This window comes from Methylocystis sp. Sn-Cys (genome assembly GCF_016745395.1).
GTDB classification, from domain to species: Bacteria; Pseudomonadota; Alphaproteobacteria; order Rhizobiales; family Beijerinckiaceae; genus Methylocystis; species Methylocystis iwaonis.
Genome location: NZ_JAERVJ010000001.1, coordinates 128,139 through 149,886 on the forward strand (window position 1 = coordinate 128,139; position 21,748 = coordinate 149,886).

The 21,748-nt window shown below is 65.8% G+C and carries 23 protein-coding genes; 12 read left to right on the top strand and 11 right to left on the bottom strand.

Annotated features, from left to right (window positions below):
* Positions 1 to 83: 83 nt before the first annotated feature.
* Complete coding sequence (locus JJT62_RS00595; RefSeq protein WP_246744630.1) at positions 84 to 1,397, top strand: TIGR03808 family TAT-translocated repetitive protein; 1,314 nt, start codon at positions 84 to 86, stop codon at positions 1,395 to 1,397.
* 159 nt (positions 1,398 to 1,556) lie between these two features.
* Here JJT62_RS00595 and dxs read toward each other — a convergent pair whose 3' ends face one another.
* Both dxs and JJT62_RS00605 read right to left on the bottom strand, forming a co-directional pair.
* Positions 1,557 to 3,533: a 1-deoxy-D-xylulose-5-phosphate synthase gene (gene dxs, locus JJT62_RS00600; RefSeq protein WP_370568460.1), complete on the bottom strand. Its 1,977-nt coding sequence runs from the start codon at positions 3,531 to 3,533 to the stop codon at positions 1,557 to 1,559.
* A 105-nt stretch (positions 3,534 to 3,638) separates the two neighbouring features.
* Positions 3,639 to 4,184, bottom strand: coding sequence for a L,D-transpeptidase (locus tag JJT62_RS00605; RefSeq protein WP_202070756.1), 546 nt, complete (start codon positions 4,182 to 4,184; stop codon positions 3,639 to 3,641).
* Positions 4,185 to 4,362: 178 nt separating this feature from the next.
* Between JJT62_RS00605 and JJT62_RS00610 the strand changes: the two genes are divergently transcribed.
* From JJT62_RS00610 to lysA, 3 genes are all read left to right on the top strand, one after another.
* Positions 4,363 to 5,619, top strand: a complete 1,257-nt coding sequence (locus tag JJT62_RS00610; RefSeq protein WP_202070757.1) for a GNAT family N-acetyltransferase — start codon at positions 4,363 to 4,365, stop codon at positions 5,617 to 5,619.
* Between the two features lie 139 nt (positions 5,620 to 5,758).
* On the top strand, positions 5,759 to 6,043 hold the full coding sequence (locus tag JJT62_RS00615; RefSeq protein WP_370568461.1) for a lipoprotein: 285 nt from the start codon (positions 5,759 to 5,761) through the stop codon (positions 6,041 to 6,043).
* A 4-nt stretch (positions 6,044 to 6,047) separates the two neighbouring features.
* A complete protein-coding gene (lysA, locus tag JJT62_RS00620; protein WP_202070758.1) occupies positions 6,048 to 7,313 on the top strand; it encodes a diaminopimelate decarboxylase in 1,266 nt (421 codons plus the stop codon).
* Here lysA and JJT62_RS00625 read toward each other — a convergent pair.
* Together JJT62_RS00625 and JJT62_RS00630 are read right to left on the bottom strand one after the other, a co-directional pair.
* Positions 7,279 to 8,115: an alpha/beta fold hydrolase gene (locus JJT62_RS00625; RefSeq protein ID WP_202070759.1), complete on the bottom strand. Its 837-nt coding sequence runs from the start codon at positions 8,113 to 8,115 to the stop codon at positions 7,279 to 7,281. The genes lysA and JJT62_RS00625 overlap by 35 nt on opposite strands.
* 116 nt (positions 8,116 to 8,231) lie before the next feature.
* Positions 8,232 to 9,242: an SDR family NAD(P)-dependent oxidoreductase gene (locus tag JJT62_RS00630; RefSeq protein WP_202070760.1), complete on the bottom strand. Its 1,011-nt coding sequence runs from the start codon at positions 9,240 to 9,242 to the stop codon at positions 8,232 to 8,234.
* 116 nt (positions 9,243 to 9,358) lie between these two features.
* On the opposite strand from JJT62_RS00630, the gene JJT62_RS00635 reads away from it, so the two are divergent.
* The 3 genes from JJT62_RS00635 (at position 9,359) to JJT62_RS00645 (ending at position 11,303) form a co-directional block, all read left to right on the top strand.
* Entirely contained in the window at positions 9,359 to 9,958 is a 600-nt protein-coding gene (locus JJT62_RS00635; RefSeq protein ID WP_202070761.1) for a cytochrome b/b6 domain-containing protein, read from the top strand.
* Positions 9,955 to 10,701: a molybdopterin-dependent oxidoreductase gene (locus JJT62_RS00640; RefSeq protein ID WP_202070762.1), complete on the top strand. Its 747-nt coding sequence runs from the start codon at positions 9,955 to 9,957 to the stop codon at positions 10,699 to 10,701. The genes JJT62_RS00635 and JJT62_RS00640 overlap by 4 nt, the downstream gene beginning before the upstream one ends.
* Before the next feature lie 368 nt (positions 10,702 to 11,069).
* Entirely contained in the window at positions 11,070 to 11,303 is a 234-nt protein-coding gene (locus tag JJT62_RS00645; RefSeq protein ID WP_202070763.1) for a hypothetical protein, read from the top strand.
* Here JJT62_RS00645 and truA read toward each other — a convergent pair.
* The 3 genes from truA to def form a co-directional block, all read right to left on the bottom strand.
* Positions 11,297 to 12,034, bottom strand: a complete 738-nt coding sequence (truA, locus tag JJT62_RS00650) for a tRNA pseudouridine(38-40) synthase TruA (protein WP_202070764.1) — start codon at positions 12,032 to 12,034, stop codon at positions 11,297 to 11,299. The two genes, JJT62_RS00645 and truA, sit on opposite strands and share 7 nt — an antisense overlap.
* Positions 12,035 to 12,261: 227 nt before the next feature.
* Positions 12,262 to 13,188 (bottom strand): methionyl-tRNA formyltransferase, encoded by a 927-nt coding sequence (gene fmt / locus JJT62_RS00655; RefSeq protein WP_202070765.1) that lies wholly within the window; start codon positions 13,186 to 13,188, stop codon positions 12,262 to 12,264.
* Between the two features lie 3 nt (positions 13,189 to 13,191).
* Positions 13,192 to 13,758 (bottom strand): peptide deformylase, encoded by a 567-nt coding sequence (def, locus tag JJT62_RS00660; RefSeq protein ID WP_210340530.1) that lies wholly within the window; start codon positions 13,756 to 13,758, stop codon positions 13,192 to 13,194.
* 175 nt (positions 13,759 to 13,933) lie between these two features.
* Between def and JJT62_RS00665 the strand changes: the two genes are divergently transcribed.
* The 3 genes from JJT62_RS00665 to JJT62_RS00675 all read left to right on the top strand — a co-directional run bounded on the left by JJT62_RS00665 (position 13,934) and on the right by JJT62_RS00675 (position 16,511).
* The gene (locus JJT62_RS00665) at positions 13,934 to 14,494 is read left to right on the top strand and encodes a LemA family protein (RefSeq protein WP_202070767.1); all 561 of its coding nucleotides are present in this window, start codon (positions 13,934 to 13,936) and stop codon (positions 14,492 to 14,494) included.
* Positions 14,495 to 14,628: 134 nt separating this feature from the next.
* On the top strand, positions 14,629 to 15,747 hold the full coding sequence (locus JJT62_RS00670; protein WP_202070768.1) for a M48 family metallopeptidase: 1,119 nt from the start codon (positions 14,629 to 14,631) through the stop codon (positions 15,745 to 15,747).
* 50 nt (positions 15,748 to 15,797) lie between these two features.
* Positions 15,798 to 16,511, top strand: coding sequence for a DsbA family protein (locus tag JJT62_RS00675; RefSeq protein WP_246744631.1), 714 nt, complete (start codon positions 15,798 to 15,800; stop codon positions 16,509 to 16,511).
* Between the two features lie 258 nt (positions 16,512 to 16,769).
* Here the strand turns inward: JJT62_RS00675 and JJT62_RS00680 are convergent, their stop codons facing one another.
* The 4 genes from JJT62_RS00680 to argH form a co-directional block, all read right to left on the bottom strand.
* Complete coding sequence (locus JJT62_RS00680) at positions 16,770 to 17,588, bottom strand: alpha/beta hydrolase (protein ID WP_246744632.1); 819 nt, start codon at positions 17,586 to 17,588, stop codon at positions 16,770 to 16,772.
* Positions 17,589 to 17,659: 71 nt separating this feature from the next.
* Positions 17,660 to 18,541: a tetratricopeptide repeat protein gene (locus JJT62_RS00685; protein WP_246744633.1), complete on the bottom strand. Its 882-nt coding sequence runs from the start codon at positions 18,539 to 18,541 to the stop codon at positions 17,660 to 17,662.
* The gene (locus JJT62_RS00690; RefSeq protein ID WP_202070770.1) at positions 18,538 to 19,149 is read right to left on the bottom strand and encodes a thiamine phosphate synthase; all 612 of its coding nucleotides are present in this window, start codon (positions 19,147 to 19,149) and stop codon (positions 18,538 to 18,540) included. Before JJT62_RS00690 ends, JJT62_RS00685 begins: the two co-directional genes overlap by 4 nt.
* A 4-nt stretch (positions 19,150 to 19,153) precedes the next feature.
* Positions 19,154 to 20,536, bottom strand: a complete 1,383-nt coding sequence (gene argH / locus JJT62_RS00695) for an argininosuccinate lyase (protein WP_202070771.1) — start codon at positions 20,534 to 20,536, stop codon at positions 19,154 to 19,156.
* 23 nt (positions 20,537 to 20,559) lie between these two features.
* On the opposite strand from argH, the gene JJT62_RS00700 reads away from it, so the two are divergent.
* Positions 20,560 to 21,216, top strand: coding sequence for a TlpA family protein disulfide reductase (locus JJT62_RS00700; RefSeq protein WP_202070772.1), 657 nt, complete (start codon positions 20,560 to 20,562; stop codon positions 21,214 to 21,216).
* Positions 21,217 to 21,280: 64 nt separating this feature from the next.
* Positions 21,281 to 21,715 carry a heme-binding protein gene (locus tag JJT62_RS00705; RefSeq protein ID WP_202070773.1) on the top strand — a complete coding sequence of 145 codons (435 nt, stop codon included), beginning with the start codon at positions 21,281 to 21,283 and terminating at the stop codon, positions 21,713 to 21,715.
* Positions 21,716 to 21,748 lie beyond the last annotated feature (33 nt).

Below are 21,748 nucleotides of genomic sequence, written 5' to 3' on the forward strand. Positions count from 1 at the left end.
ACCAATCAAGCGGATCCTGTATGAAATTCACCGCTCGGGCATCTTGGGGTCGACCGAGCCGCGCGGAAGGGCGACTTACGAGAATGTCCAGCGGCTATTTTCCTGCCCCCCTTTCCCGCCGCGACATGCTGCGCCTTTGCTGCGCAGCAAGCGCTTCACTTTGCCTGCCAAATCCACTCGCCCTGGCGCGGGCGGACGATCTCGCGCAAAGGCTGCGTGAGGCGGCGCGCAAGAGGGCGGCGGTGTCGCTCCCCGCGGGCGAGATCACGCTCGCCGGGCTTGATCTGCCGGACGGCGCCATTCTGCAAGGCGTTCCCGGCCGCACCGTGTTGAAGCTCTCGGGCCTCGGCCCGCTGCTCTCCGCCACCATGGCGCGCAAGATCACGCTGGAGAACCTCGTCTTCGAAGGCGCTGGCGGCGTCACCCCGAAGGAAAAGGGGCTGCTCGACTTCACCGATGTGATCGATCTTTCGATCCGCGGCTGCGTCATCCGCCGCGCTTCCGCGCGCGGCGTCATGCTCGCCCGTTGCGGCGGCGTTTTCGCGCAAAATGAGATCGCGGAGGTCGCCGACGCCGGCATTTATTCGCGCGATGGTCTCGGCGTCGATTTCGACAACGACCATATTCATCGTTGCGGGGACAACGGCCTCGTCATTCACGCGACCTCCGCGGGCCGCTACGACGGCTCGCGCATCCGCAACACGCTCGTCGAGGATGTCGACAACCACTCGGGCGGCAATGGGCCCTATGGCAATGGCGTCCTCGTTTGGGGCGCGGGGACGATCCGCGTCGAGCGCAACCGCATCTATCGCTGCGCCTATAGCGCCGTGCGCAACAACGCCGGCCACGGCGTGGAGGTCATCGGCAACGACTGCAAGGGCTTCCGGGAAAAAGCGATGTACGCCGAATTCGGCGCCAAGAATTCGGTGTTCCGCGACAATCGCATCGAGGACGCCGGCGCCGGCATCGCCGTCGCCAACGCCGATCAGGGCACGGATGGCGCGATCGTCTCGGGAAATACGATCATCTCTATGAAAGAGAGCCATCCAGACCCCGAGTTCGGGCCGCAGATGCTGTGGCTCACCGGCATTCTCGCCGAGAAGAACGCCGACATCACGGGCAACAGGATCGTCGGCCCGGGATGGATCGGCATTGCGCTGGGCGGCTGGCGCGAAAATCTGCGCGCCGAGGCCAATGAGATTTCAGGCGTGGATTACGGCGTCGTGCTCGCCACCGGCGAAGGGGCCGGCGACGCCACGGTCGCACGGAACCGGATCAGCGCAAAAAAGGCGGCGGTCATCGCCTCTGCGGGGATGAACTTTTTGCCCGGCGATCTGACGAAATCGGGCGCCGAAAAATACCCGCGTCTGATTGTGCGGGATAATGAAACCGGCTGACGCCAACGCGCCATGGGGAGCCTCCCGTCATTGCGAGCGCAGCGAAGCAATCCAGAGCCGCTATGGCCGCCCTGGATTGCTTCGTCGCTTACGCTCCTCGCAATGACGGCGGGGGCCGATCGCTCGCTGCACGAGCGTCGGGAATGACAGAGGCGTGTTTTACGCGATCATCACCCGCGCGGCGGCCTTCTCGTCGCCGAGCAGCTCCAGCGCCTTCGCCACCATCGCTTTGCTGTCGAGCATGGCGCGGGCGAGCATCATCTCGTGCTTGTCGTGGTCGATATAGGCGTCGGGCAGCGTCATGCTGCGGAACTTGAAGGCGCCGCGCGCGCCGTCGAGCAGGCCGTCGTCCGAGAGAACCTGGAAGACCTGCGAGCCGAAGCCGCCGATGGAGCCTTCCTCGATCGCGATCAGCACTTCGTGATTGGCGGCCAACCGACGGATGAGGTCGCGGTCGACGGGTTTGGCGAAGCGCGCGTCGGCGACCGTCGTCGAAATCCCGTAATTCGCCAGCTCCTCGGCGGCCTTCAGCGCGTCGCCGAGGCGGGTGCCGAGCGAGAGCAGCGCGACCTTGGAGCCCTCGCGGACAATGCGGCCCTTGCCGATCTCGAGGACCTCGCCGCGCTCGGGCAGCTCGACGCCCACGCCCTCGCCGCGCGGATAGCGGAAGGCGATCGGGCCTTCCTCATAAGCGACGGCGGTCGAGACCATATGCATCAGCTCGCCTTCGTCGGCGGCGGCCATCACCACCATGCCCGGCAGGCAGCCCAGATAAGCGATGTCGAAGGCGCCCGCATGGGTCGGACCGTCGGCGCCCACGAGCCCGGCGCGGTCGATCGCGAAGCGCACCGGCAGATGCTGGATGGCGACGTCGTGCACGACCTGGTCGTAGCCGCGCTGCAGGAAGGTCGAATAAAGCGCGCAGAAGGGCTTGTAGCCCTCGCAGGCCAATCCGGCCGCAAAGGTCACCGCATGCTGCTCGGCGATGGCGACGTCAAAGGTGCGGGTCGGGAAATGCTTGCCGAAGGCGTCGAGGCCGGTGCCCGACGGCATGGCGGCGGTGACGGCGACGATCTTGTCGTCGTGCTCCGCCTCGGCGATCAGCGCCTTGGCGAAAACGCCCGTGTAGGAGGGGGCGTTGGCCTTGGGCTTATATTGCTTGCCGGTCTCGACGTCGAATTTGACGACGCCATGATATTTGTCCTCGGCCGCCTCGGCGGGCGCATAGCCCTTGCCCTTCTGCGTGACGACATGGACCAGCACCGGGCCGTCGTCCTTGTCGCGGACATTCATCAGCACGGGCAGCAGGTGATCGAGATTATGCCCGTCGATCGGCCCGACATAATAGAAGCCGAGCTCCTCGAACATGGTGCCGCCGGTGATGAAGCTGCGCGAGAATTCCTCGGCCTTGCGCGCCTTGTCGTAGATGAAGCGCGGCAGATGCGAGGCGAGCTGCTTGGCGGCGTCGCGGATCGAGCGATAGGCGCCGCCCGAGACGAGGCGGGCGAGATAGGCCGACATGGCGCCGGTCGGCGGCGCGATCGACATGTCGTTGTCGTTGAGGATGACGATGAGGCGCGAATCCAGCGCGCCGGCGTTGTTCAAGGCCTCATAGGCCATGCCCGCCGACATGGAGCTGTCGCCGATGACCGCCACGACATGGTTGTCGCCATGCGAGAGATCGCGCGCGATCGCCATGCCAAGGCCGGCGGAGATGGAGGTCGAGGAATGGCCGGCGCCGAAAGCGTCATATTCGCTTTCCGCGCGCTTGGTGAAGCCGGAGAGGCCGCCGCCCATACGCAGCGTGCGGATACGGTCGCGACGCCCGGTGAGGATCTTGTGCGGATAAGTCTGGTGGCCGACGTCCCAGATGATGCGGTCGTCCGGCGTGTTGAAGACGTAGTGGAGCGCCACCGTCAGCTCGACGACGCCGAGGCCGGCGCCCAGATGCCCGCCCGTGACCGAGACGGCGTCGATCGTCTCCCGGCGCAGCTCATCGGCGACCTGCCTCAGTTGATTGGGCTGCAGCTTGCGCAGTTCCTGCGGAGTCGGAATCTGATCGAGCAAGGGGGTCTTCGATGTCGTCAAAGCGTCGCTCTCGTCTGGGATGTCCGAAATTTTCTGGGGTCTAGGCATATCCGCTAAGCCATGGCGCAGCAAATGCGCCGCCGCACGCGCCAATGGATTCTCCGAAGACTGTTGCCCCGGCGCAACGCTCATGGGGCCACAGCCCGACAAAAATCAATATCTATCGGCCTCGAACAGGAAAAAGTCCGAGGGAGCCGGCTGGGCCGGCCGAACCCGCGCGACCGGACGGGCGCGGACGGGGCGCGTGAGGTCGTCGGCGCGTTCGCTTCTCGGCGCGCGAGCCGTCCGGGTTTCGCCGACGATGTCGATCGTCGCCCCCTGTTGCTCGACCCATTCGAAGAGCTTCTGGGCGTTGGCGACCGACAGGCGGACGCAGCCATGCGAGCGGGGGGCGCCCAGGCCGCGCTCGAAACTGCCGTGGATGGCGAGGCCCCGGGGCGAGAAAAAGATGGCGTAAGGCATCGGCGCCTGGTCATACTCGTCGGAGTAGTGATCAGCCTCCATGCGCATGACCGCGTAATGCCCGGTGGGCGTCTCGTAGCCCGACCGGCCGCTGGAGATTTTCCACACGACCGTTTCGCCGCCGCGCACCGCCGTCAGACGCTGCGACGCGAGGTCGATCGAAATGCGCACGGTCGCGAAAGCGGGCGCGGCGGCCAGCAGCGTCGCCGTGAGGAGAAGGAAACGGAACATTTTCATGGCGAAAACCTAACCACGCCGGGTGGTCCCCGTAAAGGCGCCGGGCGGCCGGATGAGATGAACACGCTTTGGCGCCAGACTTGAACCTCACGCCTGCCGCAAGGCGGGCCGGGGCCGAACGTCTCACATTCAGACGCCCTCCCGCCTCAAAATGGGTCAGCGCCAAGGATTATCGAAGATGCTCGCGCCGTTCCTGAACGTAAAAGGAGTTGCATTGGCCATGGCCGAGTTCGGCCGCGCCGATCGGCGCGCGTCCGGCGAGCGCTTCCCGCGCCTCGTGGGCGGGACGGATGTCGCCGCGCCGACCGCTCCCTCTCGGGCGGCGGAGCTGTCTCTCGAGCATATGGACGCGCTCGCGCCGGATTGGCGCGATCTCTCGCGGCGCGCCCTCGAGCCGAACGCCTTCTACGAGCCGGGTTTCGCTTTGTCGGCGGCGCGGCATTGCCCGGCGGCCGAGCGCCCCCGCTTCATTGTCGTGCGCGACGTCGCCGGCCGGCTGACCGGCGTTTTCCCGATCGTCGCGCCGAGTCCGCTGTTCGGCGACGGGCTGATCCGTCTGTGGCTGCACAAGCAGGCGGCGCTCGCGACGCCGCTCGTCGACCGCGATTGCGCCCCCGAGACGATCGAGGCCTTCCTCGTCTGGGTCGAGGCGCGCGAGAAATCCGCCGGCGTCCTGTTCGCGCGGATGCCGACCAACGGCCGCTTCCATCAGGCTCTGCAACGCGTTGTCGCTGGCCGCGCCGTCGACGTTCTCGATTCCTACGAACGCGCCGCGCTGCTGCCAGGCGGCGCGGCCGACGCGCTGGGGCCCCGCGCCGGCGCGACGAAAAAGCTCGCGGAAATCCGCCGTCAGGCGCGCCGCCTCGGCGAGATGGGTCGCGTCACCTTCGAAACCCATGACAGCGAAGCGGAAATCAAAGCCGCGGCCGAAGAATTCCTGGCCCTCGAAGCCTCGGGCTGGAAGGCCTGGCGCGGCGCGCTGCTCTCGCAGCCGGCGCTCGCCACTTTCCTGCGCAGCGCGACGCGGCTGCTCGCGCGCGAAAAAGGCTGCAAGGTCCAGTCGCTGCGGCTTGACGGACGCCCGATCGCCATGGCGATCGTGCTGAAGAGCCAAAGCCGCAACTATTTGTGGAAGATCGCTTTCGACGAGTCCCTGCGCGCCCAGGCGCCGGGCATCCAGCTCGTCTATGCGCACACCAAGGCGGCGCTCGACGGCGGCGATCTCGACTATGTGGATAGCTGCGCCATCGCCAATCACCCGATGATCGACCGCATCTGGCCGGATCGCATCGGCGTCTGCGACGTCGCCGTGTCGCTCGGCGTGCATGGCGACGGCGCCTTCCTCGCGAGCTGCCGGCGCGCCAACGCCCGCCGGCAGGCGCGGGAAATGGCCAAGCGCCTGGCCAACCGGCTGCTCAAGCGCAAGGTGAGCTGAAGGAAGCGGACCGCGCCCCTTCAGGCGCGCTCAAAAATGCGCGGCTGAAGCCGCGCGGTCCTCAAGAGCGGCGCTCTCGCCTTTTCGGTCCGGATCGGTATAGTGCCCGCGACCTAGCCAACCGCCGGACTTGACGCCTGTGACGATCCGCCGACCCAGCCTGCTCCTTCTCCTGGCCGCTTTCGCCGCAACCGGCCTCTCGGCGTGCGGCCGGCGCGGGCCGCTCGAACTGCCGCCCGAGATTCAGGCGCAGGGCGAAGCGCTGAAGGCGCAACAGGCCGCCGCGCTGGCGAAATCGGCGAAAAACGCGCCCAGGCCCGCTCCGGGGCAGGCGGTTCCGGAACCGCCGCCGCCGCCGATCCCCGGCACGATCGGCAACCGGCCGCCCGAACAATATCCCTTCCCTCTCGACCCGCTGCTCTGACGCAATGCATCATTTCGATTACCGCAACGGCGCGCTCTTCGCCGAAGACGTCGCCGTGTCCGAGCTCGCCAGCGACGTCGGGACGCCCTTCTATTGCTATTCCGCCGCCACGATCCGCCGGCACTTCCGGGTGTTCTCGCAGGCTTTCACAGGGCTCGACGCGCTCGTCTGCTATGCGATGAAAGCCAACTCTAACCAGGCCGTGCTGCGCCTCCTCGCCAAGGAAGGCGCTGGCATGGATGTGGTCTCGGGCGGCGAGCTCGCCCGCGCCCTGGCGGCGGGCGTCCCGGGGTCGAAGATCACCTTCTCCGGCGTCGGCAAGACGGATGAAGAGATCGGCGCGGCGCTCGACGCCGGCATCTTGTGCTTCAATGTCGAATCCGAGCCGGAACTCGAAGCCATTTCGCGCATCGCCTCGGCCAAGGGCCGTGCTGCGCCTGTGTCTCTACGCGTCAATCCTGACGTCGATGCCCGTACCCACAAAAAGATTTCGACCGGCAAATCAGAGAATAAGTTCGGCGTGCCGCTCTCTCACGCCCGCGAGGTCTACGCCCGCGCCGCGAAGCTGCCGGGCATAAAGGTCACCGGCGCCGATATGCATATCGGCTCGCAGCTCACCGACCTAGAGCCTTTCGATGAGGCTTTCTCGCTGCTCGCCGAGCTAGTGCGCGATCTGCGCGCCGACGGCCATGACATCTCCCACGTCGATCTCGGCGGCGGACTCGGCATCCCCTATCACGAGGGCGACGATCCGCAGTCCTACCACCCGGAGCGCTATGCCGAGATCGTGCGCCGGCATTTCGGGGGCTTAAGCTGCAAGCTCGTCTTCGAGCCCGGACGCCTGATCGTCGGCAACGCCGGCGTGCTGATCACGCGCGTGATCTATGTGAAGCGGGGCGAGGCCAAGACCTTCGTCATCGTCGACGCGGGCATGAATGATCTGGTGCGGCCGACGCTCTATGACGCCCACCACGACCTGACGCCCGTGCGCGAGCCGACGGACCGCGCCGAGATCGTCGCCGACGTCGTCGGCCCGGTCTGCGAGACGGGCGACTATCTGGCGCTGGACCGCAAAATGTCGGACGCCAAGCCCGGCGAGCTGATCGCCGTGCTGACCTCCGGCGCCTATGGCGCGGTGCAGGCCGGAACCTACAATACAAGGCCCCTGATCCCGGAGGTGCTGGTCGACGGCGCGCGCTACGCCGTGATCCGCCCGCGCCCGAGCGTCGCGGAGCTTATTGCGCTGGATCGCGTGCCGGACTGGCTGTAGCCGCGGCGTCGATCCAGTCCATCGTCTTTTCCAGCGCGCCTGGGCTCGACAAGGCGAGATGGCTGACCCCCGGCAAGGCGATCAACTGCTTGGGCTCGCCCGCCCGCTCGAAAAGCCGCCGGGCGTTGGCGGCGGGGGTGATGCGATCGTCCTCGCCCACCAACATCAACACCGGCGCGCGCACCTTGCCGATCGCCTCATCGGCGCGGAAGGTGTCCTGAAGGACGAGGCTCACCGGGAAGATCGGAAAGCGCGACTGCGCCACGGCAAGGACTGAGTCATAGGGCGAGTCCAGCACCAGCGCCGCCGCGCCATGGCGGGCGGCGAGCATGGTCGCGACGCCCGTGCCAAGCGACTCGCCCATCACCACGATACGCTCGGGCTTGAAGCCGCGCCTGAGGGCTTCGGCATAGGCCGCCTCCGCGTCGCGCATGAGCCCCTCTTCCGACGGCGCGCCGGTCGATCCGCCATAGCCGCGCCAGGAGGTCGCCAGCAGGCCGTAGCCATGGCGCGTCAATGTGTCGAAGCGCTTCTTGCGGTCGGCCAGAGGACCCGCATTGCCCTGGAAATAAAGAATGAGCGGAAAGCGCGCGTCTTTCGGGGGGCGATGCCAGGCTTCGAGCGTCTCCCCGTCCTCAGTCTCGAGCCGCAGCGTCTCGACGTCCGAGAGCCCCGCTTGCGCGGGCGTCACGAGGAGCGCATGCCGAGGATAGATCATGGCGCGCTGCTGGAGCGCGAGGCCAGAGAATGAGAGAAGATAAATCGTTGCGATGCTGGCCAGCGTTATCTTGAACCATTTCACGGCGCTGTCTCTCCAAGGCCGTCATTGCGAGGAGCAAAGCGACGAAGCAATCCAGAGCCACATTGCCGCCCTGGATTGCTTCGCTTCGCTCGCAATGACGGGAGTGTCGCTTCCGGTCAAAGCCGCAACGGCCCGTTCTTCTCCCGGTAATCGCGGTACCACTCGACGAGCGCCTTCACGCCCTCCGCCACCGAGGTCTGCGGGCGGTATCCCGTGAGCCGCTCAAGGAGATCAGCCGAGGCGAAGGTGCGCGGCACGTCGCCTTTCTGCATGTCGAGATAATTGCGGATCGCCTTTTTGCCCGCGGCTTTTTCCAGCGTGTCGATGAAATCGAGCAAAGGCGCCGGCGCGCCGCGGCCGATGTTCACGATGCGATAGGGCGCCTGCGGCGAGACCGAGTCGTCGCCCGAGTCGCGCTCTGGAACGCACGCCATCAGCCGCGCGACCGCCTCGACGAGGTCCTCCACATAAGTGAAGTCGCGCGACATATTGCCATGATTATAAATGTCGATCGGCCGCCCGCTTTCGATCGCTTCGAGGAATTTCAACGGCGCCATGTCCGGCCGGCCCCAGGGGCCGTAGACCGTGAAGAAGCGGAACATGGTCGTCGGGATCGACCACAGATGCGCGTAGGAATGCGCCATGGCCTCGCCCGCCTTCTTGCTTGCCGCATAGAGCGTCAGCGGATGATCGGTCTTGTCATCCTCGCGGAAGGGCACCGTCGGGCTCGCGCCATAGACCGAGCTCGTCGAGGCGATGAGGAGGTGGCGCGGCTTCAACATGCGCGCGATCTCCAGCACGTTGAAGGTCCCGACGAGATTGGACTCCACATAAGCGCGCGGATTTTCGAGGCTGTAGCGCACGCCCGCCTGCGCCGCGAGATGGATGATGACGTCGGGGGCGCTGCGCTCGGCGGCCTGCGTCAGCGCCGCCATATCCTCGAGCATGGCGACCGTGTCGCGAAAGCCCTCTTCGCGCGCCAGGATTTCGCGCCGCGCCTCCTTGAGCCGCGGATCGTAATAGGGCGTCATGCCGTCGAAGCCGTCGACCGTATGGCCCAGCGCCAGCAGCCGCCGCGCGAGGTGGAAGCCGATGAAGCCGGAAGTGCCGGTGATGAAAACGCGCATCGCTTAGCCTGGCTCTAGGCGGACAGATCGCCGCCGCGCCGTCTTGGGCAATCGCCTTGCCCCTGTCAACGCGCGCCATGGCGCGATAAGTTTGCGGCGAGACGCGGAGCGAGAAGATGGACGCCCCAAACCACCCGCTCTTGTTGCGGGCCCTGCACTGGATCGACGCCTTCGCGGTGATCGTGATGATCCTGTCCGGCTGGCGGATCTATGACGCCTCGCCGCTCTACGGCTTCCTATTCCCGGCCGAACTTACGCTCGGCGGCTGGCTCGCGGGGGCGCTGGCCTGGCATTTCGCCGCCATGTGGCTGCTGGCGGCCAATCTCCTCGCCTATCTGCTTTATGGAGTCGCAACCGGGCGTTTCCTGCGTCTTTTCCTGCCGCTGTGGCCGGGCGCGATCTGGCGTGACGCGCGAGCCGTACTCACGGGCCACATGGCGCATGTTCCCGGTCGTTACAACGCCGCGCAACGCGCGGCTTACGTCTTCGCGATTCTCGCCACCATCGTCGCGATTCTGTCCGGGCTCGCTTTGTGGAAGCCCGTGCAATTGCAGGAGCTGACCGCGCTCATGGGCGGCTTCGAGACGGCGCGGCGCGTGCATTTCGTCGCCATGGCGGCCCTGGTTTTCTTTCTTCTCGCCCATATTTCACTGGCGCTTTCGAACAAGAGCGTTCTGAAAGCCATGACGATCGGCAGCAAGGAGCGGGCGCAGTGAAACGCAAAATCTCTTTGTCCGATTTCCGCCCGCAACTCGAACGCATTGAGCGCCGGCATTTCCTGAAGCAAAGCCTCTCTCTCGGCGCGCTGACCATGCTCTCCGGCTGCACGCTGAAAGACGAAGACGCTGTCGACCGCCTGCTCTTCGCCATGTCGCGCTTCAACGACGCCGCTCAGGCGGCGCTCTTCAACCCAAGCAAGCTCGCGCCTCTCTATTCCGAAGCCGAGATCACGACGCCTTTTCCTTTCAACGCCTATTACGAAGAAGGGCTCGCACCGGTCATCGATGGTGAGCGCTATCGCTTGCTGCTTTCGGGACTCATCGAAAACAAGCGCCCCTGGTCGCTGGAAGAGCTGCGCGACCTGCCGCAAGTTTCGCAGATCACGCGCCATGTCTGCGTCGAAGGGTGGAGCGCCATCGGCAAATGGGGCGGCGTTCCGTTCCGAGTGTTCCTCGAACGCATCGGCGCCGATATGACGGCGCGCTATGTCGGCTTCCGCTGCGCCGATAATTACTCGACGAGCATCGACATGCCGAGCGCTCTGCATCCTCAGACGCTGCTTGCGTTGGATTTTCCGGGCCTGCCGGGAGAGACCAAATATGGCTTTCCCGTGAAGATTCGCATTCCAACGAAGCTCGGGTTCAAAAACCCGAAATTCGTCGTGGAGATTTTAGTCACCAACGATAATCCCGGCGGCTACTGGGAAGACAAGGGCTACAACTGGTTCAGCGGCTCATAGCGCGCGATCATCCGAGCCGTCGTCATCGCGAGGAGGCGGAGCCGACGAAGCAATCCAGGGCCGCATCGCCGCCCTGGATTGCTTCGCTGCGCTCGCAATGACGGGCGCTGAGTAAAACCCGCGCTTTTGTGGCTCTGCATTCCCCGGTGCGAGCTGATCAAACGGAAATGGTATGGCAGGCGCAACATTCGCTCCTGCATACCGGACAACATGATTGCGGCAAGCCCGCCTCAATCGTGGCCGTTACGCCTTGAAATCATCCCGGCCTCGCCTAGCGCAAGGCTCAACATCTCCACGGTAGGCGGTTGTTATCGTCTCGGGCGGCCGGTGATTCGCCGGAATGGGGGCATTCGACGAGAGGGGTTTTCATGATCCAGAATCGAAGCCGCGTGAATGGCATTCTCGCCGCCGTGCTGTCGGCGAGCATCGTTCCCATGCATGGCGCGTTGGCCAAGCCGAAATCGCCCGACGCGCCCAGGACCGCCGCCAAGAAGATCGACCATGCGGCGGTGAAAAAAACGGACAAGCAGGCGGCGCCCAAGGATGACGCCGCGAAATCCGAAAGCAGCGGGGCCAACGCGCCTGCGACCGTGACTCAATAATCCACGGCGACGAGATAGAGACCGTGCGGCGGCGCAACCTGGCCGCACCGCGCACGGTCTTTCGCCGCGAGGGCGGCGGCGAGATCGTCGGCGGACCATTTGCCGGTCCCGACATGCTCCAGCGAACCAGCCATGGAGCGCACCTGATTATGCAGGAAGGACCGCGCGCAAGTGACGATCTCGATGCGATCGCCCTCGCGCCGCACGTCGAGCCGCTCGAGCGTGCGGATCGGTGAATTGGCCTGGCATTCGGAGGCGCGGAAGGTGGTGAAATCATAGCGGCCGACAAGACGCTGCGCGGCGTCGTGCATCGCCTCGGCGTCGAGCGGGCGCTTGACGTGCCAGGCGCGGCCGAGCGTGACGGTCAAGGGCGCGCGGCGATTGTCGATGATGTAGCGATAGTGGCGGCGGACGGCGGAGAAGCGCGCTTCGAAACGCTCATCCACCGCCCGCGCGTCGACCACCGCAATGGGGTCGGGCTTGAGATGCGCATTGAGCGCGTCGCGCAGGCGATCCGCGCGCCATTCCCGAAGGAGATCGACATGGGCGACCTGACCCAGCGCATGGACGCCGGCGTCGGTGCGCCCGGCGCCATGGATGGCGGCCCGAGCGCCGTTGATGGCGGACACAGCCTCCTCCAGCCGCTGCTGCACGGACATGCCATTGGCCTGCCGCTGCCAGCCGACAAAGGGGCCGCCGTCATATTCGATGGTGAGCGCGTAGCGGGGCATGTCTCAGGGCCAAACGGGGGCGCTGGGCGTGAGCCTATCCCTCCCCTTTACGGGGAGGGTGGCCCCGCGTGAGCGGGGTCGGGTGGGGTAAGGCCCCAACCATTGTCGTAGCGGCGCGAACCCCACCCGGCGGCCTGCGGCCGCCGACCTCCCCGTAAAGGGGAGGTATTGGGCGCCGATCGAGCTAGGTTTACTTTCGTCCCAACAAACCCGTGCCTGCGTCGCCATCATCCCAGCACGGCGCCCTTCGCGAGCTTGCGGCCGCGCAGAAATTCCTCGATCGCCATCTCGCCCTTGCCGGCGCGCTGCACGCGCAGGAGCCGAAGCGCGCCGTCGCCGCAGGCGATGAGGCCGGCCTCGTCGAGAATCGTCCCCGGCGCGCCCTTGCCAGCTTCCACTTGCGTGCGCAGCACTTTCACCCGCTCGACGCCATGGCCGAGGTCGCCCTCGAAAAAGGCCCCCGGAAAGGGCGTGAGGCCGCGCACATGGTCATGCAGCGCCTGCGCCGGCCGGCGCCAGTCGATGCGCGCCTCGGCCTTGTCGATCTTGGCGGCGTAGCAGGCGCCTTCCTCTGGCTGCGGCGTGAAGCGCAAGTCGCCCTTGGCAAGCAGATCGAGCGCATCCGCCATCAAGGGCGCCCCGAGCTCGGCGAGCCGGTCGTGCAGCTCGCCGGCCGTCATATCGGGGCCGATGGGCGTCTTCGCGGTGAGCGCGACAGGGCCCGTGTCGAGCCCGGCGTCCATCTTCATCACCTCGACGCCGCTCTCTTTATCTCCGGCCATGATCGCGCGCTGGATCGGCGCGGCGCCGCGCCAGCGCGGCAGCAGCGAACCGTGGAGGTTGAGGCAGCCGAATTTCGGCGCGTCGAGAATGGGTTGCGGCAGCAGCAGGCCATAGGCCGCGACGACCGCGACATCGGCCTGCAGCGCCTTGAAAGCCGCCTGCTCCTCGGCCCCACGCAGACTCTTCGGCGTGCGCACGAGAAGGCCCTTGCTCTCGGCGAATTGGTGGACGCTGGATTTCTTCTCCGACATCCCCCGCCCCGCCGGGCGCGGCGGCTGGGAATAGACGGCGGCGATCTCGTGACCGCGCGCGCAAAGCTCTTTCAGCAGCGCCGTCGCGAAGTCCGGCGTGCCCATGAAAATCACGCGCAAGCGTCAGGCCTCGACGTCTTCCGACTGGCGGGCGGCGTCGGCGCGGCGCTGGGCCACGATCTCGTCCATCCGCGCCGCCTTGGTGAATTTCTTGACCACCCGCTCGCGCTTCAGCCGCGACAGATTGTCGATGAAAAGGCCGCCCTCGAGATGCTCCAGCTCATGCTGCACGACCGTCGCGAGGAAGCCGTCGGCGTCGAACTCCTGCCTCTCGCCCGCGCGGTCGAGATGGCGCACGCGCACGCGCGCCGGGCGCTTCACGTCGTCGAAATAGTCCGGCACCGAGAGGCAGCCCTCGTTGTAGGAGGACAGCTCCTCCGAGGCCCAGATGATCTCGGGATTGATGAGGAAGAGCGGGCTGCGCTCCTCCTCCGTCTTGCCGGGGTCGATGACAACGATGCGCTTGGCCACGGCGACCTGAATGGCCGCGAGCCCGACGCCGGGCGCCTCGTACATGGTCTCCAGCATGTCGTCGAGAAGCTGCAAGATCTCGGCGTCGACGCGCTCCACCGGCTGCGAGACCTTGCGCAGCCGGGGATCGGGCAGGGTGATGATCGGCAGAAGAGCCATCGTTAATTCTTTTAGGGTTCGTCGCATTCAGCGAGCCGTGAGCCTTTCGTCAAGAGATAGGCGTGAGCGGCCGTTCCGTCAAATAGACTCGGCCTTTGCCCGGACGCGGCGCAGGGCTAACATGCGCGCGCTCCGGCGGCGGTTTCACGCGGCGGGCCAAGGGGAGGAATGTCAAATGGCGCTACTCGTATTGCTCGGCCTCGCGGCGGCGGTCGGCTTCTGGCTGGTCGGGGCCTATAATGGTCTCGTCAATCTGCGGCAGCGCTGCAAACAGGCCTTCTCGGACATCAATGTCCAGCTCAAGCAGCGCCACGACCTCGTCCCTAATCTGGTCGAGACGGTGAAGGGCTACGCCACGCATGAGAAGACGACGCTCGACGACGTGATCAAGGCGCGCAACCTCGCCGTCTCGGCGGCCGGCCCCACCGCCCAGGGCGCGGCCGAGGGCGCGCTGACTGGCGCGCTCTCCCGCCTCATTGCGCTCAGCGAAGCCTATCCCGATCTCAAGGCCAATCAGAACTTCCAGCAGTTGCAGAGCGAGCTTGCGGATATAGAGAACAAGATCTCGGCCGCGCGGCGTTTCCTCAACAATACGGTCGCCGAATACAACGGCACGCGCGAGGGCTTTCCGGGCTTCCTGATCGCCCAGCGTTACGGCTTCGAGCCGATGGATTATTTCAACCTCGGCGAAGCCGAGCAGAAGGCCATCGAAGCGGCGCCGAAGGTGCAGTTCTAACCAAAGAGCCAGCCCGTCATTGCGAGGAGCGTAAGCGACGAAGCAACCCAGAGCCGCGATGACGCCCTGGATTGCTTCGCTTCGCTCGCAATGACGGGTGCGCTACGGCCGGCGCCCCTAAACGGGAAACTCCAATGTTCAAAGCCTACGGCCTCTATTCCCACATCCGCGCCAATCGGATGCGCTCGGCCTTCCTGCTTGCGGGCTTTGTCGTCCTGCTGCTGGCGCTAATGTTTTCCTTCGCGCTGATCTTCGAGGCCCTGAATGCGGGCGACGCGCCTTTCGACGTCATCGTCGCCCGCGCGACAAAGGACCTCGAATATGGCTGGCCGATCGGCGTCGCGGCGGCGGGGGCCTGGTTCGCCATCGCCTATTTCTTTCACCAGAGGATGATCGACTTCGCGACCGGCGCGCATGACGTCACCCGCGCAGAAACGCCGCGGCTTTACAATCTCCTCGAAAATCTCTGCATCTCGCGCGGCATTCCCATCCCGGCGCTGCAGATCGTCGAGAGTGACGCGCTCAACGCCTACGCCTCGGGCCTCGAAGAGGGGAAATATCGCATCGCCGTCACGCGCGGCCTGCTCGTGGAATTGACCGACCCCGAAATCGAGGCGGTGCTCGCCCATGAGCTGACCCATATCCGCAACCGCGACGTTCAGATGATGGTGATCGCGGTGATCTTCGCGGGCATTTTCGCCTTCGTCGCGGATTTGACCTTCCGCAACTGGAACTTCCCCTTCGGCTTCATGCCAACCCGCTCCTCCGATCGCGAGGACAACCGGCGCGATGGCGGGGCATTGATTGCGATCGTCCTGGCGCTGCTGATCATCCTGCTGAGCTGGGGCGCCTCGGTGCTGATCCGCTTCGCGCTGTCACGCTCGCGCGAATTTCTCGCCGACGCAGGCTCTGTGGAGCTCACCAAGAATCCCGACGCCATGATTTCGGCGCTGCGGAAAATTGAGGCGCATTCGGTCATCCCCGACATGCCCTCGCGCATGCACGCCTTCTTTATCGAGAGCCCCGCGCGCGTGGAGGAATCGAGCTGGCTCGCAACACATCCGAGCGTCGACGAGCGCATCAGGGCGCTGATCGATTATGCCGGCGGACGGGATGTTGAGATCGCGCCAGATCCGGCGCCGATCGAGGAAGCTGCGCCTGAAGCCATCGAGCCGCGGCCTGAGGAAGGGTCTTTCCTGCCCCAGGACGGCCGCACCCCCCTCGATCCGCCGAAGCCCGGCCCGTGGGGGTGATCGTTTCGTCCCACGCGTTGGTCCCGCTCAAAAGCCGAGGAGCCTATAAATTGAAATTTGATCGCCCAAGCAGGCAATTAACGAGACGCGCGGCGCTCGGCGCTCTTGGCGCGGCCCCCTTTCTTTCGATCTCTCCACTGCGCGCACAGGACGACTCCGCCTTTCCTCTACGCGGCGAGACCGGCGAGCCGATGCAGAATTTCCGCATCCCCTCGGAGCTGGACCCTGCGAGTCTTCCCGGCATTTTGTGGGAGGGCCGACGCGACGGGGATGTGATCCTCTATGAGTTCTTCGACTATAATTGCGTCTTCTGTCGCAAGGCGGCGCGCGAGCTGGCGAGCATCTCAGCGAGCGATCCGAATTTGCGGGTGGGGCTGATCAACAACGCCATCCTCTCAATCGGATCGGTGCAGGCGGCAAAAGTTCAGCAATCGGTCCTGCGCCTCTACGGCCCGGCGAAGGCCAATGAGTTTCACCTGAAAATGTATGCGGCGCGCGGCGGCGCCAATGGACCCTCGGCGCTCGCCATCGTGCGCGCCATGGGACTCGACGCGGCCAAGGTGGAAGACTCGGCCGACAGCGAAACAGTCAGCGACGTCGTCAAAAAGCAAACGCGCCTCGCGGCCGCGCTGGGCCTCGCTATGACGCCCGCGTTCATCATCGCCGGAACGGCGATCCTCGGCTGGCCGGGCGCCAAGCCGCTGCGCGAGATCATCGCCAATGCGCGCAAATGCGATCAGCCGGTCTGCGAGAAGAAGAACTGACGCCATTTCCAGCGCGGGTTGTCAATCCCCACGCGCGCGTAGCGCGATCGCGAATGACAACGCATAAGCCCGTCATTGCGAGCGTAGCGAAGCAATCCAGGGCCGCAGTAGCTGCTCTGGATTGCTTCGCTACGCTCGCAATGACGGAGCAGCACGGGCTTGCGCGCCAGATCGCGCAGCGAGCGCTAACCTTGCTCCGGAATCCCCTGTGTCCGAACTGTGCGAACGTGGGGAATGCCAAGGCTCAAACCGAGACGTTCAAACGGCCGCGCCGACCGCCAGCTTTTGCTTCAGGAAAGCGATCGCCTTGTCGCGCGACTCGCGTGCTTCGGGGATGAAGCCCATCCATTGCCAGGCGTGAGGGACATCCGGCCAAAGCTCGAAATCCACCTCCACACCCGCCGCCCGCGCGCGCTCGACGAGGCGGGCGGAGTCGTCGCGCAGGGCCTCGTCGCGCCCCGCGTGGACGATGAGCGGCGGCAGGCCTGACAGATCGGCGTAGACGGGCGAGGCCAGCGGGTTTTTCCCGCTCGTCCGGCCGAGCGCCGACCGCGCGCCGGAAAGGATGACGCGGCGGGTGAAGAGCGCGTCCTTCTCTTCGTTTTCGCGCGCCGAGGGGCCGGCCACGGCAAGGTCTGTCCAGGGCGAAAACAGCGCGGCGGCTTTCGGGAGGGGCAGGCCTTCGTCGCGCGCGCGGAGCATCAGCGAGACGGCCAGCCCGCCGCCGGCCGAGTCGCCAGCGAGAACGATCGGGCCCGGCCGGGACGCCAGCAGCGCCTTATAGGCGCACAGAACATCGTCGAGCGCCGCGGGAAAAATATGCTCGGGGGCAAGCCGATAGTCGGGCGTGAAAACATCGAAGCCAGCGCGGGCGAAATCGCGCGCGATGAAACGGAACAAGCGCGAGGAGCCGACGAGAAAGGCGCCGCCATAGAGATAGACGAGCGTCGCGCCGGCCGGCGCCCTGGTCGCCGGAACCCAATCGCCAGGAACATCCGGCATGAAGGGCGCGCGGTTTTCAGGAGAGAGTCGTTCAACGAAGCCCTGAAAGCGCCGCAGCGACGCAATCGTTCCCAAGAGCCGCGGCTTCACAAATCTGCGCAAAAGCGCAGCGGTTCGCCGCGCCGCGGGGCTTCCCTGACGCTCCGTCATTTCGCCGGCTTTGGCGCGGGGGCGTTGGAGAGGAAATCGAGCGAGGGATCGTTGAGCCCCCCTTGCTTCGCCTTGTCGCGCCATTGCTTGGCCTGCGCGACATCCACCTCCACCCCGAGCCCTTCCGCGTAGAGATGCGCGAGGCGGTTCTGCGCCACGGCGTTGCCCTTCTGCGCCGCCTTGCGCAGGAGATCGACGGCGGCGGCCCGGTCGCGCGCCACGCCGGCGCCGTTGAACTGCATGATGGCGTATTCGACCATCGCCGGGGCGAGACCGAGATCCGAGGCGCGCTTGAACCAATCCGCCGCCTGCCGCTCGTCCTTCTCGACGCCCTTGCCGGTCTTGTAGAGAATGCCCAGCGCATAGTCGGCATCGGCTGAGCCGGCCGCCGAGGCGCGCTTGAAGAAGCTCAGGGCCTTCGCGAAATCGGGGTCCCTGCCGTCATTCTCGAGCGCGATCTCGCCGAGAAGATGCAGCGCCGCCGCATGTTCCTTGGCGCCGGCCTTTTCGAGATAGGCGCGGGCGCGGGCGCGATCCTTGGCGATGTCGATGCCTTCGAGCAGCCCCACGCCATAAAGATAGGCGGCCTCCGCATCGCCATTGTCCGCCCCGCGCCGGAACCAGTCCATCGCCTGTTTCATATCGCGCGCGACGCCGGCGCCTTCGAGATAAAGCCGGCCAATAAGGGTCTGCGCGGCGGCGTCCTTGGGATTGGCGTCGACGCGTTTCTTCGCCTCGGCCAGAGCCGCCTTGTAGTCGCCGCGCTGATAGGCGCCGAAGGCGAGATCGCGCGAGGCGGTCGGTGTTTCGACTGGCGCGGCGAGAGCGAGCGTCGAGAGGCTCAAGGCGACGAAGGGCGCCATGAAACGGCGGATCATGCGCGCGTTCCTTCCAAAAGCTTCAACGCCTCCGCGACAGCCTGCGCTGGGCCGCGCTTATCCGTCCAGACGGCGTCGTCGACCATCACGAAATCGGCCCCCGCTTCGGCGAGCGGCGCGATGTCGGCGAGCGATGCGGCGCGGGCGACGCAGGGCGTGTTGAACAGCTCCGCCCACCAGGCGACGCGCTCGATCAACCCGGCCAAATCCGCACCCTCGAACAGCACGTAATCGACATTCAGCTCGCCGGCGCGCATGGCGTCGTCGCGCAGCTCGAAGCCGCCGGCGCCGACGATATATTTGGGCGAGAGCTTCTTTACGGCGTCGACCAGCTCCTCACCGGAGCCGTTTATGTGCGCGCCATCGGCCCTGGCGCGCAGCGCCACGGTGGCGGAGCCCTCGACGAGAACAGCGACGCCCTTCTCCTGCGCCAAAGGCGTGAGCGCCCGCACGATCTCTTCGTTCTTGCGAGGATCGTCACCCGCAAGCCGAATGAGGAGCGACGCGACGTCGCCCGCCGAGAGCGCGTTTTCGAGCGCGGGCAGGAAATCACGGGCCTCGGCCAGCGGCGGCGTGGCGAGATAGAGGCGCGGCGCGTCTTCGCTCATGATTTTAGCCTTTGAGACGTTCGAGCCAGCTTTGCGCCTGTTTGCGCACATTCTCGGGCGCCGTGCCGCCGAAGCTCACCCGGCTTTCGACCGATTTCTCGACGCCCAGCACCGCGAAAACATCCTCGGATATACGCGGCTCTACGCTCTGGAGATCGGCGAGCGAGAGGTCTTCGAGACCCACGCCCTTGCCCTCGGCCAGCGCCACCACACGGCCGGTGACATGATGCGCCTCGCGGAAGGGGAGGTTCAGCTTGCGCACCAGCCAATCGGCGAGGTCGGTCGCGGTGGAGAAGCCGGCGCCGGCAGCCGCCTTCATGCGCGCGCGGTTCACCTTCATGTCGCGGACCATGCCCGACATGGCGGCGATGCAGAGGGAGAGCGAGTCGAGCGAGTCGAAGGCGCCTTCCTTATCCTCCTGCATATCCTTGGAATAGGCGAGCGGCAGACCCTTCATCACGATGAGCAGCGCCTGCAGCGCGCCGATGATGCGGCCCGATTTGCCGCGCACTAGCTCCGCCGCATCCGGATTGCGCTTCTGCGGCATGATCGAGGAGCCGGTGGTGAACTTGTCCGACAGCGAAATGAAACTGAACTGCGAGGTCGTCCACAGCACGATTTCTTCCGCGAAGCGCGAGAGATGCGTGGCGCAAATTGCGGCGGCCGAGAGCGTCTCCAGCACGAAGTCGCGGTCGGAGACGCTGTCGAGCGAATTGGCGGTGGGCCGGTCGAAGTGCAGCGCCTGCGCCGTCATATGGCGGTCGATGGGAAAGGACGTGCCGGCGAGCGCCGCTGCGCCCAGCGGGCATTCATTGAGGCGCGCACGCGCGTCGCGCAGGCGCCCACGGTCGCGGCCCACCATTTCGACATAAGCGAGAAGATGATGTCCGAGCGTGACCGGCTGGGCGCTTTGCAGATGGGTGAAGCCCGGCATGACGCTGCCGGCTTCTTCCAAAGCGCGCTCGGCCAGCGCGAGCTGCAGATCGGCGAGCTGGGCGTCGAGCGCGTCGATCTCGTCGCGGATGTACAGGCGGAAATCCGTCGCCACCTGATCGTTGCGCGACCGCGCCGTGTGCAGCCGCCCGGCGGCGGGGCCGATCAGCTCGGCGAGCCGCGACTCGGCGTTCATATGGATGTCTTCGAGGGCGCGCGAGAATGTAAATTCCCCGCGCTCGATCTCGCCGGCGATCTGGGTCAGACCTTCGGTGATCTTGGCGGCGTCAGCTTCGGAGACGATCCCCTGCTTCGCCAGCATGGCGACATGGGCGAGCGAGCCGCGGATGTCCTGGGGACCGAGGCGCTTGTCGAAATCGATGGAGACGTTGATGGCCTCGAGAACCGCGTCGGTTGCGCTCTGAAAGCGACCGCCCCATATTTTGCTCGTCATTTTTACCCCGGAGCCTGCGCCATATGAAAAAGCTTGCCGCCTTCCCGCGTCGCCTCGCGACATTCGTCATCGCAGCGGCCGGCGCGGGGTTTCTATACGCGGGCGGCCCGAGCGGCAAGGAAGCCACGTCGCAAGCGCATGCCGAAGACTGCGCGGGCGCGGTGAAAACAGCCGACGCGGTCAAGGACATCGCCAAGGGCGAGGTCGCCGCGATGACCATCTCCAAAAAGCCGGAGAAGCTCCCCGACTACGCCTTTACCGGCCCGGACGGAAAGCCCGTCGCCCTTTCCGCCTTCAAGGGCAAGACCGTGCTTCTCAACGTCTGGGCGACATGGTGCGTGCCCTGTCGCGGCGAGATGCCGGAGCTCGACAAGCTGCAGGCGGAAGAAGGCTCGGACAAGTTTCAGGTCGTCACAGTCAATATCGATACGTCCCGGCTGGAGCGGCCGAAGAAATTCTTCGAGGAGACCGGCGTGAAGGCGCTCACCCTCTATTCTGACCCCAAGGCCAATATTTTCTTCGAGATGAAACAGGCCGGCAAGGCGCTGGGCCTGCCGGTGACCGTGCTGGTCGATCCGGAAGGCTGTCAGATCGGGCTCATGAACGGGCCGGCGAATTGGCATTCGGCCGACGCCAAGGCGCTGGTGAGCAAAGCCGTCGAGGCGGCGAGCTTAAAATAACCGGCCCACGCCCTATCTCTGACATGCGCCTTGGCCTTCGCCGGGCGGAGAAGGAGGCAGGGCCATGCATGTCACGATCGAACAGGCCGAAAAGGCGATCGCCGCCGCGCGCCAGAAGGCGCTCGCGCTCGGCACGCAAATGTGCATCGCCGTCGTCGACTCCGGCGGCGTGCTCAAGGCCTTCCACCGCATGGACGACGCCTGGGTGGGCAGCGTCGACATTGCAATCAAGAAGGCCAAGACCGCCGTCTTCTTCGGCATGCCGACCGGGCAGATCGGCAAGCTCTCGCAGCCGGGCGGACCGCTCTATGGCATCGAACATTCCAACGATGGGCTCGTCACTTTCCCCGGCGGTCTCCCCATCGTCGACAAGGATGGGGTGATGATCGGCGCGGTCGGCGTCAGCGGCTCGTCGGTCGAGAACGACCATGCCGTGGCTTCGGCCGGCGTCGCGACGCTCGGCGTCGCGGAACTGCCGGAACACCCCTGGCGGACGTGACCGCAGGGCTTATCCGTCGTGAGTTCCCGCCGG